The sequence below is a fragment of the Nonomuraea sp. NPDC049480 genome, from assembly GCF_044465905.1.
Taxonomy (GTDB): domain Bacteria; phylum Actinomycetota; class Actinomycetes; order Streptosporangiales; family Streptosporangiaceae; genus Nonomuraea.
Window position 1 is genome coordinate 75,950 of the sequence record NZ_JBITMD010000029.1, and the last position, 15,881, is coordinate 91,830.

Consider the following 15,881-nt stretch of genomic DNA (forward strand, 5'->3'; position numbering starts at 1 on the left):
GGACTCCAGATGAGGATGAAAATCGTTTCCGTTCAGGTCGATCTCCATCATGCCACACTCGGATCATGCGTAATGAGGAATTGGCGCAGGCCGTGCGGCTGCGCGAGGAGGGCAAGCGGGACGAGGCCCGGGAGTTGCTGGTGGATCTGGCGCGGCGGCACCCGGAGGACGCCGAGGTGGCCTACCAGACGGCGTGGGTGCACGACCAGCTCGGGCTGGAGACCGAGGCGGTGCCGTACTACGAGAGTGCGCTGGCGGGGCATGGGCTGAGCCCGGAGGACCGGCTGGGCGCGTACACGGGGTACGGCAGCACGTTGCGCGTGCTCGGGCGGTACGAGGAGGCTTTGGGCGCGTTCGGTCGCGGGCTGGCGGAGTTTCCCGGAGATCCGGCGCTGCGGACGTTCATGGCCATGGCGCTGCACAACGTGGGGCGGCCGGAGGAGGCGGTCTCGACGCTGCTCAAGGTGGTGGCCGAGTCGGACAAGGCAGGCGGCTACCGGCGGGCCATCGAGTACTACGCGGACAACCTGAACGAGACGGTCTAGTCGCAGACCGAGTCCAGATTGACCGGGTCGTCCGCCGGAGCCGGCCTCGGTGAGGCCGCTCGGGGGGCGGTGGCGGACCTGGCGGAGGCGCGGTCGGCCAGGGCCTCGGCGACCTTGCGGCGGATGAAGGACCAGTCGGGGTCGGCGGTGCTGATGAGCGGCGGCACGAGGTTGAGGCTGCGCATCTTGGTGCCCTTCACCTTCTCGGCCAGCTCCACCACGGCCGGCAGGAGGTCCTGCGGGAGGTCGGTGGAGATCGCCCGCTTGGTGGCGGCGGCGAGGCGCTCGAAGCTGTTGAGCACGGTCATCGGGTCCGCCTGCTTGGCGACCGCGTTGAGCAGGCACTTCTGGCGGCCCATGCGGACGTAGTCGTCGCTGTCGGTGCGTGAGCGGCCGTACCAGAGGGCCTGCTGGCCGGTGAGCTTGCGGGTGCCGGCGGGCAGGAGGCCCTCGCGGTGGCGGCCGTACACGATGGGCTCCTTGATGGTGACCTGCACGCCTCCCATGGCGTCGACGATCTCCGAGAAGCCCTTCATGTCGACCATGGCGTAGTAGTCCACGGGGATGCCGAGGATGCCGCCGATCGTCTGCTTGAGCAGGGCCGGGCCGCGCTTGCCCCGCCCCGTTCCCGGCACCATGTCCGGGTTGTCCTCGGCGTACTGGAAGACCTCGTTGAGCAGGCCTGGGGTCTCGGGTCCCGCGCCGGTGAAGCCCCAGGGGAAGCGTGCTCTGGCCGGTCCCTTGGGAAGCGGCACCTGCTGGAGGTTGCGCGGCAGGCCGAGCAGGACGGTCGCGCCGGACCAGACGTCCACGCTGGCCACAGTCATGCTGTCGGTGCGAACGCCGGGCCTGCCGGGCGCCGCGTCCGCGCCGAGCAGCAGGAAGTTGACGCGCTCGGCGCCGTTCCACGGGTCGTCCGCCACGACGGGGGTGCTGCCCGCGGCGGAGAACAGGCTGTTCACGACGTCGCGCGAGAGGTAGGCGACCCTGGCGGCGTAGACGGTCGGCGCCAGGACGAGCGCGCAGAGCGCGATGGTCAGCGCCGTGGTGAAGAAGCGGCCGACGACGTCCGCGCGCGGAGGGCGTACCAGGAGGAAGGACCAGACGATCACGCCGGTCCAGGACAGCGCGATCACCACCAGGCCGGCGGTGAGCCAGGCGAGCCAGCGAGGCTGCACGGCCAGCGACAAGAGGTTCGTGCTGAACGCGGTGAACACGGTGAGGATCGAGGCCAGCATCAGGATGTACGCGGCCATGAGCGCGAATCCCGTCCTGCGGCGTTCGGCGGCCACGTGTGCCACTCCCCACAGCATGGCCGACGCCAGTGTCAACGCGATGCTCGCCCCTAGGCCGAAACCGCGATCTTTCTCCCTCATGCCTGGTCAAACCCCCATTGTGCGCCCATCCAAGTGACCCTAGTAATGGGAGGTGCGTGATAGTCGGTGCGGAAGGGAAGGGTTGGGTCAAGTCCGCTTAAAGACCTACCTTGAGATATAACGTGAATGTGAGTAAGCGACACGGTAGCTACGGATTCGACGCGCCGTGGGCCCTGACCGGTTTGCTCCTGGGAGCGATCGGGCTCATCGCCCTGGCGGTGGTGTCGTTCGCCCTCGACATCCTGGCCGCGGGCATCGCGTTCCTGTTCGGCGGTCTCTACACGCTGGCCAGCGCGGCCAGCTACCTCTACACGACGCGGCGCGGCAAGTTCGCCGTCTGGGCCGAGGAGCTCCAGCGGCTGGAGGGCGGCGAGCGGCTGCTCGACCTCGGCTGCGGGCGGGGCGCGGTTCTGCTCATGGCGGCCGAGCGGCTGGACCAGGGCCGGGCGACCGGCGTCGACCTGTGGCGCACGCGGGACCAGTCGGGCAACGGCGAGTCGACGACCATGGCCAACGCCGAGGCCGAAGGCGTTTCCGACCGGGTGGAGCTGGTGACGGGCGACATGCGCGACCTGCCGTTCGGTGACGACGCGTTCGACGTGATCGTCTCCAGCCTGGCCGTCCACAACATCCCCGACGCGGAGGGGCGCGCACGGGCCCTCCGCGAGGCGCATCGCGTGCTGCGGCCCGGCGGGCTGATGCTGATCGCCGACTTCCAGCACACGCCCGCGTACGAGGACACGTTGCGCGGGCTCGGTGTCGTGGACGTGCGGCGGCGCGACGCCGGCTGGCGGTTCTGGTACGGCGGCCCGTGGTTCCGCACGACCTTCGTCGAGGCCAGGAAGCCCGCGTAGAAAAGGCTTTCCGGGGTAGCCGGAGGCCCCTATGAGCGACGTGGAAACCGGCACGATAAGCACCAAGGTGCCTGCACGGCTGGACCGGTTGCCGTGGTCACGCTGGCACTGGATGATCGTCATAGGACTCGGCACCGTCTGGATACTCGACGGGCTCGAGGTCACCATCGTGGGCAACCTGTCCGCGCAGCTGGCCAAGCCGGGCAGCGGCGTGGACATCACCCAGGCGCAGGTCGCGGGGCTGGCGGCCGCCCTCTACGTCGCCGGGGCCTGCTCGGGGGCGCTGTTCTTCGGGTGGCTGACCGACAAGTTCGGCAGGAAGAAGCTGTTCATCGTCACACTGATCGTCTACCTGGCGGCGACGCTGCTGACGGCTTTCTCGTTCAGCGCGTGGTGGTTCTTCCTGTTCAGGTTCATGACGGGGTTCGGCATCGGCGGCGAGTACGCGGCCATCAACTCGGCCATCGACGAGCTCATCCCGAGCCGGCACCGCGGGCGCATCGACATCATCATCAACGGCAGCTACTGGCTCGGCGCCGCCGGCGGGGCACTGTTGACCGTGCCGCTGCTGAACGACCTGCCGGTCAACATCGGCTGGCGGGTCGCGTTCGGGCTCGGCGTGGTGCTGGGGCTGGCGATCCTGCTCGTCCGGCGGAACGTGCCGGAGAGCCCGCGCTGGTTGTTCATCCACGGCCGGGACCGCGAGGCCGAGCAGATCGTGGACGACATCGAGCGGGAGATCGGCAAGGACCTGCCGGAGCCCGAGGAGTCGATGACCGTGCACCAGCGCAAGTCGATCGGGTTCGTCAGGATCGCGCACACGATGGTCGCGCTCTACCCGAAGCGGACCGTGCTCGGATTATCGCTCTTCATCGGGCAGGCGTTCCTCTACAACGCGATCACCTTCGGGTACGCGCAGATCCTGTCCACGTTCTTCCAGATCGACACGCACACCGGTTACTACTTCGCGGTGATCGCGATCGGGAACTTCCTCGGCCCGCTGCTGCTCGGCCACCTCTTCGACACCGTCGGCAGGATCCCGATGATCTCGGCCACGTACATCGGGTCCGGGCTGCTGCTGCTCGGGACCGCGTGGTTGTTCAACGAGGGCATGCTCACCGCGGTCACGCTGACCGCGTGCTGGTCGGTGGTGCTGTTCGTGGCCTCGGCCGGGGCCAGTTCGGCGTACCTGACCGTCAGCGAGATCTTCCCGATGGAGACCAGGGCGATGGCCATCGCGTTCTTCTTCGCGATCGGCACGGCCGCGGGCGGCATCGCCGGGCCGCTGGTCTTCGCCTCTCTCGTGGAGAGCGGCGTGCCGGGCGACACGGCGCTCGCCTTCACCGTCGGCGGCCTGGTGATGATCGCCGGCGGCCTGGTCGAGCTGTTCCTGGGGGTCAAGGCCGAGCGGAAGGGCCTGGAGGCCATCGCGGCGCCGCTCACGACCGCCGGGGCGGCGCGGGCCGCATGAGCCCGCTGTGCGACGGCTGAGAAACCCGAGGACCCTCTCAGTACGCTGGTGATCGTGATCGAATCGCGGGGCAAGGAGCTCTACGTCGTCGTGTGCGCCGCCGATCCGGCCGCGGAGGTCGGCCGCCTCGTCGCCCTGGCGCAGGACGCCGGCTGGATCGTCCAGGTCGTCGCCACACCCTCGGCGCTGGACTTCATCGACGCGCCGGCGCTGGAACGGCAGACCGGCCGTCCGGTCCGCAGCCGCTACCGCAAGCCGTCCGAGCCCAGACCGCCCCGGGCCGACGCGATCATCGTCGCGCCGGCGACGTACAACACGATCAACAAGTTCGCCCGGGGCATCGCCGACACGTACGCGCTCGGCGTGCTCGCCGAGGCGCCCGGCCTCGGCATCCCGGTGGTCGTGCTGCCCTGCGTCAACGACGCTCTCGCCGTGCGCATCCCCTTCCGGCGCAGCGTCGAGGACCTGCGGGCGGACGGCGTACGCGTGCTGCCAGGACTGGACTGGGAGCGCGCGCTGGCCGAACTTGAGTCTCACACCGTGTGAGGCGCTATTCCGGTATGTGTCGATCTGAGGAGGACACTGTGGCAATGGCGGAGCGGGTTGACGCGGTTCTGCGGGAGGGCAAGGCGCCCGGGTTTCACGGGCTCGTGGTGATGCGGGGCGGGGAGGTGGTGCTGGAGCGGTACGGGGCCGGGGTCGATCACCGGCTCGGCGATTCGCTCGGGCACGTCGAGTTCGATTGGGACACCCTGCACGACGTGCGGTCCATCTCCAAGAGCGTCGTGGCACTGCTGTACGGCATCGCGCTCGGCGAAGGGCTGGTGCCGGACCCGGACGCGGGGCTGGTGGAGCAGTTCACGCAATATCCGGATTTAGTGGCGGATCGGGAGCGGGCCCACCTCACCATCGAGCACGCGCTGACCATGACGCTCGGCCTCGACTGGAACGAGGACGCGCCCTACACGAGCACGGCCAACAGCGAGATCGCGATGGAGTTCGCCCCCGACCGATACCGGTACGTGCTGGAGCGGCCGATCGTCGAGGAGGCGGGCAAGCGCTGGATCTACTGCGGCGGCGCGACCGCGCTGATCGGTGGGATCATCGCGCGCGGGACGGGCCGGCCGCTGGAGGAGTACGCCGCCACCGCGCTCTTCGAGCCGCTCGGCATCACCGGGTTCCAGTGGTCGAAGGGCAGCGACGGGCTCGCGATGGCCGCGGCCGGGGTGCGGTTGCGGCCCGTCGACCTGGCCGCCGTCGGGCAGCTCGTGCTCGACGGCGGCCGCGGGATCGTGCCCGCCGAGTGGATCGAGGAGATGTTGCGACCGCGCGTGACGATCCAGGACGGCTTCGAGTACGGCTACCAGTGGTACGTCGACACCGGCGAACGCCACTCGGTCCAGGGCATCGGGAACGGCGGTCAGCGCCTGCTCGTGGCCCCCGGCGAGGAACTGGTCGTGGCGGTGACCGCGGGCGAATACGACCAGGAGACCGGCAGCAGCGCGGCCGTGCTCGACGCGGTCCTAAACGACTAGGAGGACGCGCCCCGTGACCGCGCGACTCTCCAGGAGGCGATGGGCCTCGGCGGCCTCCTCCAGCGGCAGCGTGCGGTCGATGAACGCCCGGCCGCGCCCCGATCCCAGCCGGTCGAGCATCTCCGGATAACGCGTCCCGAACACCTCTCCGGCCCACCCCGGGCCGCTGCAGCCGACGAGCGTCACGCCGCGTTCCATGAGGTCCGCGGCGGTGACGGCGGCCGGCTCGCCGCTCAGCAGCCCGTAGTAGAGCATGCGGCCGGTGCCGGGGGTGAGGTGGTCGAGCACCTTTCCGGCCGACGTCCCGCCGATGGACTCGAAGGCGACGTCCACGTCCGCCGGGAGCTCGCCGGGCCAATCCGCGGAGCCGTGGTCGATCACGAGGTCGGCGCCCAGCTCGGCCGCCCGCTCCCGCTTGGCGGGCGATCCAGCGGTGGCGATCACCCTCGCCGCCCCGAACTCCTTGGCGTGGCGTACCAGCTGGCTGCCCACCGAGCTGGTGCCCGCCTCCACCAGGACGGTCTCGCCGCCCTGGAGCCGCGCCCGGTGCAGCAGGCCCAGGGCGATCGCGCCGGGCACGGCCACGGCCAGCGCCTCCGCCGGCGTCACGCCCTCCGGGACCGGGCAGGTCATGGCGGCGGGCAGCAGCACGTACTCGGCGTACGCGCCCACGCCGCCGGTCACCCCGACCCGCGTGGTGCCGAGCAGCTCCGCGCTGACGCCTGCGCCCACCTCCACGACCTCGCCGACCGCCTCCGCGCCGAGCACGGCGGGGAACTGCAGCGGGAACGGCAGGCTGCCCGCCCTGATCTGGGTCTCGGCGTAGCTGACGCCGATGGCCTGGGCGCGGACGAGCACCTGCCCCTCTCCTGGGCGGGGGCGTGGCAGGTCCGTCACCTTGAGCTGCTCGGGGCCGCCTGTTTCCAGCAGGACGACAGCACGCATGCGTTCTCTCCTCGCAAGTGAACCGATGGTCCAGTTAATATATGGACCACTGGTCAAGTTTGTCCATGCGAAAGAATGACCGGATGGAACGTCGGGAGCGGGCCGATGCCGCGCGCAACAGGCAGGCGATCCTGCGGGCGGCCGAGGAGCTGCTGCGGCGACACCCGCCCGAGCAGGTGTCCGTCGAGCGGGTCGCGATCGCGGCCGGCGTGGGCAAGGGGACGGTCTTCCACCGGTTCGGCAGCCGTACCGGGCTCATGCGGGAGCTCATGGCCGAGCGGGCGCGCGAGCTGGAGCAGGCCGTCACTGAGGGGCCGCCGCCGCTCGGGCCGGGCGCGCCGCCGGTGGCGCGCCTGGTGGCGTTCTTCGAGGCGGTGGCCGTGCTGGCGGCGCGCAACGGCAACCTCGTGGCGGCGCATCAGCACGCGATGCTCACCAGCAAGGCGGCCGCCGAGCAGCCGAGGGAGGCCAATCCGATCTACCTGTTCTGGCACCGGCACGTGTCAGGGCTGATCGCGGAGGGGCGGCCCGATGTGGACGCCGAGCTGATAGCGCACATGCTGCTCGGCGTGCTGCACATGGAGCCGATCGCGAGCCGGCTGCGGGCGGGAGAGCACGAAGGGCTCGCCGCGAGCTACGCCGACCTGGTCAAGGGGCTGATGGGAGGTCCTTGACCACCGTGTGGAAGACGGCGACGGCCGCCCTGACCGCCGGGTGATCGCCGTAGCCCCTCCTGAACGCCGCCAGTGTGCGGCGGCTCAGCGGCAGGCGGGTGAGCGTGACGCCGGGCGGCGGCGACGTGGCGGCCAGGCGCGGTACGAGCGCCACGCCCTGATCCGCCGCCGCGAAGGCGAGGATCGTGTCGAAGTCGTCGACGTGGTGCCTGACCCGCGGCTCGAAGCCCGCCGCCTGGCACGCCCTGATCGCCATGGTGTGGCAGAGGGTGCCGGGCTTGTTCACGATCCAGGGGTCGTCGCGGGCGGCGATGACGGAGGCCCGGTTCGTCAGGTACATCGGCTCGCCGAACAGCGGCTCGGTCTCGATGGACGCGTCCGTGACGGGCGGGACGAAGTCGTACTCGTGCACGAGCGCCACGTCCAGCTCCCCCGCCCGCAGTGCGGCCGAGACGTCGGCCGGGTCGATCTCCGCGACCATCGGCTCCAGGCCCGGGTGCGCGGCGGCGAGCCCGGCGAGGGCGCGAGGCAGGAGCACGCGGGCCGCCGTGGGGAACGCGCCGATCCGCAGGGGCCCCGACGGGCCGCCCCGGGCGGCGGCGAGGGCCGCCGAGGCGCGTTCGAGCTGTTCGAGCACGGCCTGCGCGTGCTCGACGAGGAGGTGGCCCGCCGGGGTCAGCGTCACGGTGCGGCCGGTGCGCTCCAGCAAGGGCACGCCTGCCTCCCGTTCCAGCGCGCTGAGCTGCTGGGAGACCGCCGACGGCGTGAACGTGACCGCCTCGGCGACCGCGGCGATCGTGCCGCGACTGGCCAGTTCGCGGAGCAGGCGGAGCTTGCGTGGATCGAGCATAAGGTCAGCTTACGCTGAAGCGTAGGAATCAGAACTGGACCTAATGGGTTCTCTCAGTTCAAGCTCGAAGCATGTTGAGAGGAATCCACGTACCGCTGGTCACCCCCTTCACCTCGGCGGGCGAGGTGGCCGTGGACGCGATCGAGAAGCTCGCCCACCAGGTGCTCGATGAAGGCGCGGCCGGACTGGTCGCGCTGGGCACCACCGGCGAGGTGGCCGCGCTCGACCCCGAGGAGCGGGCCGAGGTGATCGAGACGTGCGCGCGGGTCTGCGCGCAGCGGCAGGCGCTGCTGACCGTGGGAGTGACCGGGAACGACACGCGCTCGACGGCGCGGGCGCTGCGGAGTCTGCCCGAGGGGGTCGGGGCGGCGCTGGTGACCGAGCCGTACTTCCTGCGGCCCGGCGAGCGCGGCGTCGTCGCGCACTTCGAGGCGCTGGCCGAGGAGACGCCGGTGCCGCTGGTGATCTACCACATCCCGTACCGGACCGGCCAGGCGGTCGGCGCCGCCACGCTGCGCCGGCTGGGGGCGCATCCGATGGTCGCCGGCGTGAAGTACGCGGCCGGCGGGATCGACCAGGACGCCGTCGACCTGCTCGCGGACCTGCCCGACGGGTTCGAGGTGGTCGGCGGCGACGACGCGTTCATCTCGCCGCTGCTCGCGCTGGGCGCCGCGGGCGGGGTCCTGGCCTCGGCGCACCTGCGGACCCGGAGCTTCGTCGAGCTGGTGGACGCCTGGCACGCGGGGGACGCGGGCCGGGCCAGGGCGCTCGGGCACCGGCTGGCCAGGCTGTCGGCCGCGCTCTTCGCCGAGCCCAACCCCACCGTGATCAAGGGCGTGCTGCACGCCCAGGGCCTGATCCCGACCCCGGACGTGCGGTTGCCGCTGGTGCCCGCCGGCGCGGCGGCCGTGTCACAGGCCGGCCTGGTAGCGGTACATCCAGGCGAGTGACTCCTGGCTCGCGCTCCTCTTCAGGAAGATCGGCAGCATCAGGTCGCGGAAGACCCGGGCCACCGGGCCCGCGGCCTTGCTGTTGCTGATCGTCCGCGAGTACGCCACCACCCGCTCCACCCTGGGCCGCCGCTCGGCCTCGAAGCGCGCGAACGCCTCCCGGTGGTCCCCGCTGTCCCGCAGGCATTTGGCCAGCACGACCGCGTCCTCGACGGCCAGCGAGGCGCCCTGGCCCGCGCTCGGTGAGGTGGCATGTGCGGCGTCCCCGAGGAGCAGGGCCCGGCCACGGTGCCACACGGGCACCGGTGGCAGGTCGTAGATCGGCGACCCCAGCCCGGCGTCGCTGCGCCCGATGACCTCGGCCGAGGCGTTCGCGTCGTCCTCGAACGCCCTGACCAGCTCCGGCTTCCAACTCGCCGGCACGTCGCCGAGCCGCCTGGGCAGGTTCGCGAACCACCAGGTCTCGCCCGACTCGGCGACGGTGTAGCCGAAGAACGCGCGCTTGCCGAAGATCATGTTGTACACGCCGGGTTCGCCCGTCAGGCCGCCGTCCTTCACGATCCCGCCGAAGCTGTACAGGCCGCTGTAGCGGGGTGCCGGGGCCTGCGGGTCGAGGATGGAGCGCGTGCGCGAGTGCACGCCGTCGCAGGCGATCAGCAGATCGCCGGTGGCCTCGGTGCCGTCTTCGAAGCGGGCCGTGACCTGGCCCGTGCTCTCGTCGTACGAGACCAGGCGCTTGCCGTACCGAACCTTGATGCCCCGCTGCTCGGCCTCGTCGCGGATGCCGCGGTAGAGATCGGAGCGCAGGACGGTGTGGCTCACCGTTCCGTCGTCGAGCCGCAGGCCGTTGGCCACTTCGCCGAGCCGCTTGCCTGTGCCGCTCCACATGACCATCCGCGGCGTGGGGATGGCCTTGTCCAGCACCTTGCGGTGGGCGCCCAGGACACGCAGGGCGGCCAGGCCGTTCGACGCGAGGTTGAGGAACGTGCCCACACCCTCGGAGCCCTCGTCGTACGCCTCGAAGATCTCGGCGTCCACTCCCACCTCCCGCAGGGCCATTGCGGTGACGGGACCTGCGATGCCACAACCTATGATCAGGGCCTTCATTATGCTAACCTTTCGTTCGGTCGAACGAAATATATGGCGAAGGCGGGACTCGTGTCGAGAGGTATTTCGGAACACCGAAAGAAATTGCTGGAGGACCTCGCCGTCGCGGGGAGGGAGAGCAGCAACGCCGCCGTCATGTACCACAGCGCCATGGGGGAGCGACTCGGACTGGGGATGACTGAGGAGAAGACCCTCGACCTGCTGCAACGCCTCGGCCCGCTCACGGCAGGGGAGATCTCGCAGCACACGGGGCTGGCGCCGGCGAGTGTGAGCGGTCTGATCGACCGGCTGGAGGGCAAGTGGCTGGTCCGCCGGGTGCGCGACACCAAGGACCGGCGCCGGGTCATCGTCGAGATCAATTTCGAGCGGCTGGCCGGGTTCGGGGAGCTGTTCGAGCCGTTCGTGGCCGCGCTGGCGCAGCTGTACGAGCACTACACGGATGAGCAGCTGGAAGTGATCCTCGACTTCCTCACCCGGTCCACGGCCCTGCAGCGGGAGGCGACCACGAAGCTGATCGCCGAATGACGCGCTGCAGGACCGGGGTGACGGCGGGGTGGGAACTCAGCGGTCGGACTCCCTGATGGCCGTGCCGACCTCGCCCACCCGGTCGGCCAGCAGGCCGATCGCGCCGACCGCGCGGACCATCGGGTCGTCGTCCGCGCCGCCGAGCGCCTTGGTCCTGAGGTACGCCCGCTTGATCTCCGCCCACCGCTCGGCCTGGGCGGGGGTCAGGCGGCCGCGGAGCTCGGCCAGCTTGAGCAGGTTGGCCTCGGCGTCCGTGGTCAGGGTCTGCGCCTCGCCCAGGTAGTGGTCGTCGACCACCGTTTCCAGCTCGGTCTCGTTCATGGCGGGCACGATGCGCTCGGCCAGCTTGTTCATGTTCCGGTACGACCCCTGCAGCCGGTACGGCGGCTCCGTGCGGGCCGCGTCGGACTGGCCGGCCGAGGCGATGTACGCCTGGTTGTTGGCCAGCACGACCTCCTGCACGCGCACCAGCTTCGCCAGGACGCTGAGGATCTGGTCGAGCTCGGGCTTGCTGTACGGGTGCTTGAGCTGGTCCGGCTGGACGGTCGTGTCGCCCTTCGCGAGACGTACGAGCAGCTCCACGTCCGATCGGTCGCGGCCGGACAGCGGCGCGAGGACCGGGTTGGAGGTGAGCGCGTTGTCGATGTAGCTCAGTGCGAACAACTCGTCCTTGCCCGACAGGACGTCGCCCAGATTCCACACGTCGGCCCGGTTGGCGAGCATGTCGGGGATGCGGAAACGCTGGCCGGACTCGGTGTACGGGTTGCCCGCCATGCACACCGCGAACCGCTTGCCGCGCAGGTCGTACGTGCGGGTACGGCCGTTCCAGACGCCCTCGATGCGGCGCTGGGCGTCGCAGAGTGAGATGAACTTCTGCAGCAGCTCCGGCGACGTGTGCTGGATGTCGTCCAGATAGAGCAGCGTGTTGTTGCCCGTTTCCAGGGCGAACGAGATCTTCTCCACCTCTTGCCTGGCCGTCGCGTCGGGCGCGTCCGCCGGGTCCAGCGAGGTGACCTCGTGGCCCAGGGCGGGGCCGTTGACCTTGACGAAGACCAGGCCGAGGCGGCTGGCCACGTACTCCATCAGGGTCGTCTTGCCGTAGCCGGGCGGGGAGATGAGCAGCAGGAGGCCCATCTGGTCGGTGCGCTTGCCCGCGCCGGCCGCACCCAGCTGCTTGGCCAGGTTGTCGCCGATGAGGGGGAGGTAGACCTCGTCGAGCAGGCGGTTGCGGACGAACGCGCTCATGACCTTGGGCTTGTACTCGTCCAGGCGGAGGCGGTGGCGCTCGGCCTCGACCAGTTCGTTCCTGCGGCGCTGGTAGGCGCGGTAGGCGGGGACCCGCTCCTCGCGGAAGCGGCGGGTCCTGGTGAGGATCTCGTCCAGCCGGATGTCCAGCTTGCGGTCCTTGATCCGGGGATGAGTGCCCAGGAGGCCGTCCACGGTTTCCGAGATCGCGGCGCTGGAATCGTGGCGGGGGAGGTCGGCGCAGAGCTGGACGGCGATGGCCTCCACCGTCTCCGGGCCCTCGTGGTAGGCGCTCAGCCAGGCATGGGCCAGTTGGAGGCGTTCGGGGAGGGGGACCGCCTTGAGGTCCTCCTCGAACTCCCGCATCTTGACCGGGCCCAGGGACTGGCGGAAACCGTCGAGGAGGTCGCGGGCCGCCTTGCTGGTCACGAACCCGAAGGGGTTGCTCGCCAGCTCCTCGACCAGATACTCCCCAGCCGGCCTCGCCGCCCCCGCCGGGCCGGGCGCCGTGCCCGCCGCGCCGATCGCCGCCGCACCCCAACCCGCCGGCCCGGCGCCGGGGAGCTCGTGGCTGAGGTGGCTGACGGCCTGCCCGGCCGCACCAAGCGATGCAGCCGCAGCAGGTGATGTGCCCGCGTCCGCGACACCCGTGTCCGTGATGCCGGGCCGGGGTGCGGGGAGGATGGGCGTGCTGGGATGGAAGGAGGTCACGAAGGCGGCGATCAACGTGCCGAGTTCCGCGGCGAACGCCTCCAGAGCAGGAGAGACGCCGAAGACCGTGCGGGCGCGGACCAGCGACATGGCCCGGGTGGTGAATGTTTTACGTGAAACCTCGTCCACCCCGAAGGACCAGAAGAGCTGGGCCATGGCGCGGGACTCGGCCGGGTAGCGCAGGAGGCCGGCTCCCTCGCGCAGCCGCACCAGCGTGTCCAGGATGAGCGTGGCGTCGTGGTCGTGGACTCCGCGTTCGTAGCTCTCGTCGTAGCGGGACTCGGCGGCCTGCCGGACCAGGTCGGCCAGGGCCGCCCCGGGGCCGACGGAGTCCAGGAGGGAGGCGGCCAGGTGCTCGGCACGGTAGACCTCCGGAGTCTCCGACACCAGCAACTGGTCCCAGAAACGCCGGGTGACCTCGAAGGAGGACGGCACGGGCGACCGGTAGTCGGTGCCGGTGATCGCGAAGTACATGGAGTTGTCGTGCGGCACCAGCGTCAGGTCGATGGGCTGGGTGTTGACGGCGAAGCGGTGGCGCCCCAGGCGCAGGGTCTCGCCGCCGTCCGAGAAGAGATCCAGACGGTCCCGGAGCGCCCGCGCGGCCTCCTGCTGCGCCGACTTGACCCGCCCGTCCAGTTCCTCGGCCCGTACGGCGTCCCCCAGCGAACGCAGCTCCCCGGCGGCCGAGCGGATCTTGGTCACCATCGGGTCGGTCGCGAAGTACGTGTTGACCTCGTCCAGAGAACCCAGGGACCCGAGCCGCCGGGTGATGCTGCCCAGAATGCGCTCGGCCGAGGCGAAGATCCGGTCCGCCCGGCGGGCCAGCTCGTCGAGCTGGGTCTGCTTGCGGGCCGAGAACGCCTCGTAGACGTCGTCCCGCTTGGCCGACAGCTGCCCGGCGAAGTCGTCGAACTCGCCGAAGCGCGACTCAAGGTTCTCCAGCTGGAGCATGAGCCGCCCGAGCTGCTCGTCGCACTTGCCGGGCGTGTCGGCCATCGCCAGCGCGCCGGTGATGGCCTGCCCGAGCAGGGCGAACTCGGCGGCGAACGCGGCCCGCCCCTCCGCGCCGAGCAGCTCGCGCCGGCGCCCGTCGAGCACGGCGCGGGCTCGGTTCACGCCGCCGAGCACTTCGGCGATGCGGCCCAGGATGGAGGTGCGCACGGTGGCGTCGGCGATGTCCAGCGAGCCGACGACCTCCGTGACGACCTCCAGTCCCTCGGCCTGCTCGGCCAGCCGGTCGGCGACGGGCCCGGCCTCGGCGACCGTGGCGATCGCGGCCGCGTCGGCTGCCAGCTGCTCGACGGCCGCGTGGTAGGACGTGAACGCGTCCTCCCCGGAGAGGAACGCGACCGCGCGGCGACCGGTCGAGTCCAGCTCCTCGGCCACGGACGCCGACAGCGCGTCCAGCGCGGCCAGGTCGATGTAGCGGACCTCGCGCAGCGTCACCAGGCGACCCTGGGCGCGGCGCAGCGTGGCCAGCATGGTCACCCAGGCGTCGGCGGTCGCCGGGCTGTCGGCGCGCGCCTGGCGTACGAGCTGGGTGGTCTCCTCGGTGGCGGTGGCCAGCGTGTCGGAGGCCTGGCGGGTGAGCTGCTCGACGTTCTCGTACTCGTCGAGGACCTGCTCGGCGGTGGCGCGCACGTCGGCGAGCGGCGCGCGCAGGCCGTGCTCGCCGAGCCAGTGGTAGGAGTCGAACGCTCGTGTGCAGGCCGCGATCAGCCCCTCGAACGTGCCCGCCGACGGCGCCATCTCCTCGACCATGCGGGACACGGACAGGCAGTCGGAGATGCCGCGTACCAGCTCGGCGTTGCCGATCCGCTCCAGCGGCCCCGTTCCGGCGGGCTGGGCGGCGGCGTACGTGTCGGAGACGTACGGGGTCTGCCAGACCTGCATCGGGTGGACCCGGGTGGGCTCCTCGGAGGTGGCGCGGAAGACCACCATCGTGCCGTCGTCGAACAGCGAGTACCCGTGGCAGACGATGGGGTTGGCCACCTCCTTCCTGATCACGTTGTACGGCAGGAGGAGCGAGCGCCCGTCGCCCCTGGCGTGGAAGACGTACAGGACGTCCTCGCCGTTGGGGGAGCGGACGACCCGCTCGAACTCCAGGTCCGTCACGTCCGTGTCGAACGTCTTGCTGACCCCGGTGGTCAGGTAGTAGCCGCCGGGGAAGATCAGCCCCTGGTCCTCAGGCAGGCGCTGGCACGCCTGCCCGATGCCGTCCAGCCTGGTCACGGCCTTGGTCCGGGTGTTGAAGACCAGGTGGCGCCACTCGGTCTCCTTGTACGGACGGATCCGCATGAGGATCAGCGGCCCCGCCCTGGCGTACTCGACGTCGGCGTCGGCCAGGCTCTGCAGCTGCTCGGCGACCGGCTCGGAGTAGATGCCCGCGCCGGTCTCCGTGTTGTCCTCGATCTTGATGGTGAGGTCGCCGCCGACGGTCTCGACGAACACCTCACCCTGGATCGAGATGTGCGGATGGCGGCCGAGCACGTGGTCGTCGCGGGTGGTCGGCGTCCACTCGAAGTCGTGCGACGGCGGGAACACGTGATCCCGCTCACCCCGGTTGTCCAGATATTTCGGCATTCCGCCGGTGTCGACCACCCAGCGCAGCACCCGCAGGTCGCCCGGACCGGTTTTGAACACCGCGAGGAGCTTGCCCTCCACCCGCCTGAGCTGCTGGAGCCTGGCCTCCTTGTAGTACCGGTAGAGCTCGGCGAAGTCCTTCTTGAAGGCCGGATCGTCGAGGGCCGCCAGCTTGTCGGCGTCGAACCGGAAGGCGTCGCCGTCCCTGGAGAACCGGTGCACCGCGAACACGTCGGACACCGCCGTCTCGGGCTTGAGCCCGATGAAGACGTTGTAGCCGAACAACATCACGTCCCCCAGGGAGACGATGTCCCTGGGGACGCAGTTGTTCTCGGTGCGGATCCGCTCGGTGCCGAGCAGACGCAGCTCCGCCCCGCCGAAGACCTTCAGTCGCGCTCCGTTGAGCGCCTCGGCCGCCACCGCGAGGGCCTTGGCCTGGGCCTGGAGCCGGTTCCTGAGGACTTCGTACGTCCCCGCCTCCAGCCCCGGGCCCGCTTCGACCGTCGTCAC

General features: G+C 70.6%; 13 protein-coding genes. 8 read left to right on the plus strand and 5 right to left on the minus strand.

What is annotated here, in order from left to right; all coding sequences use genetic code 11:
- Positions 1-65 precede the first annotated feature (65 nt).
- Positions 66-545, plus strand: coding sequence for a tetratricopeptide repeat protein (locus ACIBX3_RS50200; protein WP_397127829.1), 480 nt, complete (start codon positions 66-68; stop codon positions 543-545).
- On the opposite strand, the gene ACIBX3_RS50205 is transcribed toward ACIBX3_RS50200, so the two are convergent.
- Positions 542-1,921 (minus strand): LCP family protein, encoded by a 1,380-nt coding sequence (locus ACIBX3_RS50205; protein WP_397127830.1) that lies wholly within the window; start codon positions 1,919-1,921, stop codon positions 542-544. The genes ACIBX3_RS50200 and ACIBX3_RS50205 overlap by 4 nt on opposite strands.
- Before the next feature lie 128 nt (positions 1,922-2,049).
- Between ACIBX3_RS50205 and ACIBX3_RS50210 the strand changes: the two genes are divergently transcribed.
- From ACIBX3_RS50210 to ACIBX3_RS50225, 4 genes are read left to right on the plus strand one after another with little or no spacing between them, the layout of a single operon-like run.
- Entirely contained in the window at positions 2,050-2,775 is a 726-nt protein-coding gene (locus ACIBX3_RS50210) for a class I SAM-dependent methyltransferase (protein ID WP_397127831.1), read from the plus strand.
- A gap of 31 nt (positions 2,776-2,806) precedes the next feature.
- Complete coding sequence (locus ACIBX3_RS50215; RefSeq protein WP_397127832.1) at positions 2,807-4,246, plus strand: MFS transporter; 1,440 nt, start codon at positions 2,807-2,809, stop codon at positions 4,244-4,246.
- Between the two features lie 54 nt (positions 4,247-4,300).
- Positions 4,301-4,792 carry a flavoprotein gene (locus ACIBX3_RS50220; protein ID WP_397127833.1) on the plus strand — a complete coding sequence of 164 codons (492 nt, stop codon included), beginning with the start codon at positions 4,301-4,303 and terminating at the stop codon, positions 4,790-4,792.
- A 44-nt stretch (positions 4,793-4,836) separates the two neighbouring features.
- Positions 4,837-5,781: a serine hydrolase domain-containing protein gene (locus tag ACIBX3_RS50225; protein ID WP_397127834.1), complete on the plus strand. Its 945-nt coding sequence runs from the start codon at positions 4,837-4,839 to the stop codon at positions 5,779-5,781.
- On the opposite strand, the gene ACIBX3_RS50230 is transcribed toward ACIBX3_RS50225, so the two are convergent.
- The gene (locus tag ACIBX3_RS50230; protein ID WP_397127835.1) at positions 5,770-6,726 is read right to left on the minus strand and encodes a zinc-binding alcohol dehydrogenase family protein; all 957 of its coding nucleotides are present in this window, start codon (positions 6,724-6,726) and stop codon (positions 5,770-5,772) included. The genes ACIBX3_RS50225 and ACIBX3_RS50230 overlap by 12 nt on opposite strands.
- An 83-nt stretch (positions 6,727-6,809) precedes the next feature.
- On the opposite strand from ACIBX3_RS50230, the gene ACIBX3_RS50235 reads away from it, so the two are divergent.
- Positions 6,810-7,400, plus strand: a complete 591-nt coding sequence (locus ACIBX3_RS50235; protein WP_397127836.1) for a TetR/AcrR family transcriptional regulator — start codon at positions 6,810-6,812, stop codon at positions 7,398-7,400.
- On the opposite strand, the gene ACIBX3_RS50240 is transcribed toward ACIBX3_RS50235, so the two are convergent.
- A complete protein-coding gene (locus ACIBX3_RS50240) occupies positions 7,375-8,250 on the minus strand; it encodes a LysR substrate-binding domain-containing protein (protein ID WP_397127837.1) in 876 nt (291 codons plus the stop codon). The genes ACIBX3_RS50235 and ACIBX3_RS50240 overlap by 26 nt on opposite strands.
- A 71-nt stretch (positions 8,251-8,321) precedes the next feature.
- Between ACIBX3_RS50240 and ACIBX3_RS50245 the strand changes: the two genes are divergently transcribed.
- Positions 8,322-9,200, plus strand: coding sequence for a 4-hydroxy-tetrahydrodipicolinate synthase family protein (locus ACIBX3_RS50245; RefSeq protein WP_397127838.1), 879 nt, complete (start codon positions 8,322-8,324; stop codon positions 9,198-9,200).
- Here the strand turns inward: ACIBX3_RS50245 and ACIBX3_RS50250 are convergent.
- Complete coding sequence (locus ACIBX3_RS50250; RefSeq protein WP_397127839.1) at positions 9,162-10,307, minus strand: FAD-dependent oxidoreductase; 1,146 nt, start codon at positions 10,305-10,307, stop codon at positions 9,162-9,164. The two genes, ACIBX3_RS50245 and ACIBX3_RS50250, sit on opposite strands and share 39 nt — an antisense overlap.
- A gap of 84 nt (positions 10,308-10,391) precedes the next feature.
- On the opposite strand from ACIBX3_RS50250, the gene ACIBX3_RS50255 reads away from it, so the two are divergent.
- Complete coding sequence (locus tag ACIBX3_RS50255) at positions 10,392-10,832, plus strand: MarR family winged helix-turn-helix transcriptional regulator (RefSeq protein WP_397127840.1); 441 nt, start codon at positions 10,392-10,394, stop codon at positions 10,830-10,832.
- 36 nt (positions 10,833-10,868) lie between these two features.
- Here ACIBX3_RS50255 and ACIBX3_RS50260 read toward each other — a convergent pair whose 3' ends face one another.
- The gene (locus ACIBX3_RS50260) at positions 10,869-15,881 is read right to left on the minus strand and encodes a DNA repair ATPase (RefSeq protein WP_397127841.1); all 5,013 of its coding nucleotides are present in this window, start codon (positions 15,879-15,881) and stop codon (positions 10,869-10,871) included.

Excerpts from the sequence above, each read along its gene's own strand:
- ACIBX3_RS50200 (WP_397127829.1), top strand. The coding sequence starts at position 66 with ATGCGTAATGAGGAATTGGCGCAGGCCGTGCGGCTGCGCGAGGAGGGC.
- ACIBX3_RS50205 (WP_397127830.1), bottom strand. The coding sequence starts at position 1,921 with ATGAGGGAGAAAGATCGCGGTTTCGGCCTAGGGGCGAGCATCGCGTTG.
- ACIBX3_RS50215 (WP_397127832.1), top strand. The coding sequence starts at position 2,807 with ATGAGCGACGTGGAAACCGGCACGATAAGCACCAAGGTGCCTGCACGG.
- ACIBX3_RS50225 (WP_397127834.1), top strand. The coding sequence starts at position 4,837 with ATGGCGGAGCGGGTTGACGCGGTTCTGCGGGAGGGCAAGGCGCCCGGG.
- ACIBX3_RS50230 (WP_397127835.1), bottom strand. The coding sequence starts at position 6,726 with ATGCGTGCTGTCGTCCTGCTGGAAACAGGCGGCCCCGAGCAGCTCAAG.
- ACIBX3_RS50235 (WP_397127836.1), top strand. The coding sequence starts at position 6,810 with ATGGAACGTCGGGAGCGGGCCGATGCCGCGCGCAACAGGCAGGCGATC.
- ACIBX3_RS50240 (WP_397127837.1), bottom strand. The coding sequence starts at position 8,250 with ATGCTCGATCCACGCAAGCTCCGCCTGCTCCGCGAACTGGCCAGTCGC.
- ACIBX3_RS50245 (WP_397127838.1), top strand. The coding sequence starts at position 8,322 with ATGTTGAGAGGAATCCACGTACCGCTGGTCACCCCCTTCACCTCGGCG.
- ACIBX3_RS50250 (WP_397127839.1), bottom strand. The coding sequence starts at position 10,307 with ATGAAGGCCCTGATCATAGGTTGTGGCATCGCAGGTCCCGTCACCGCA.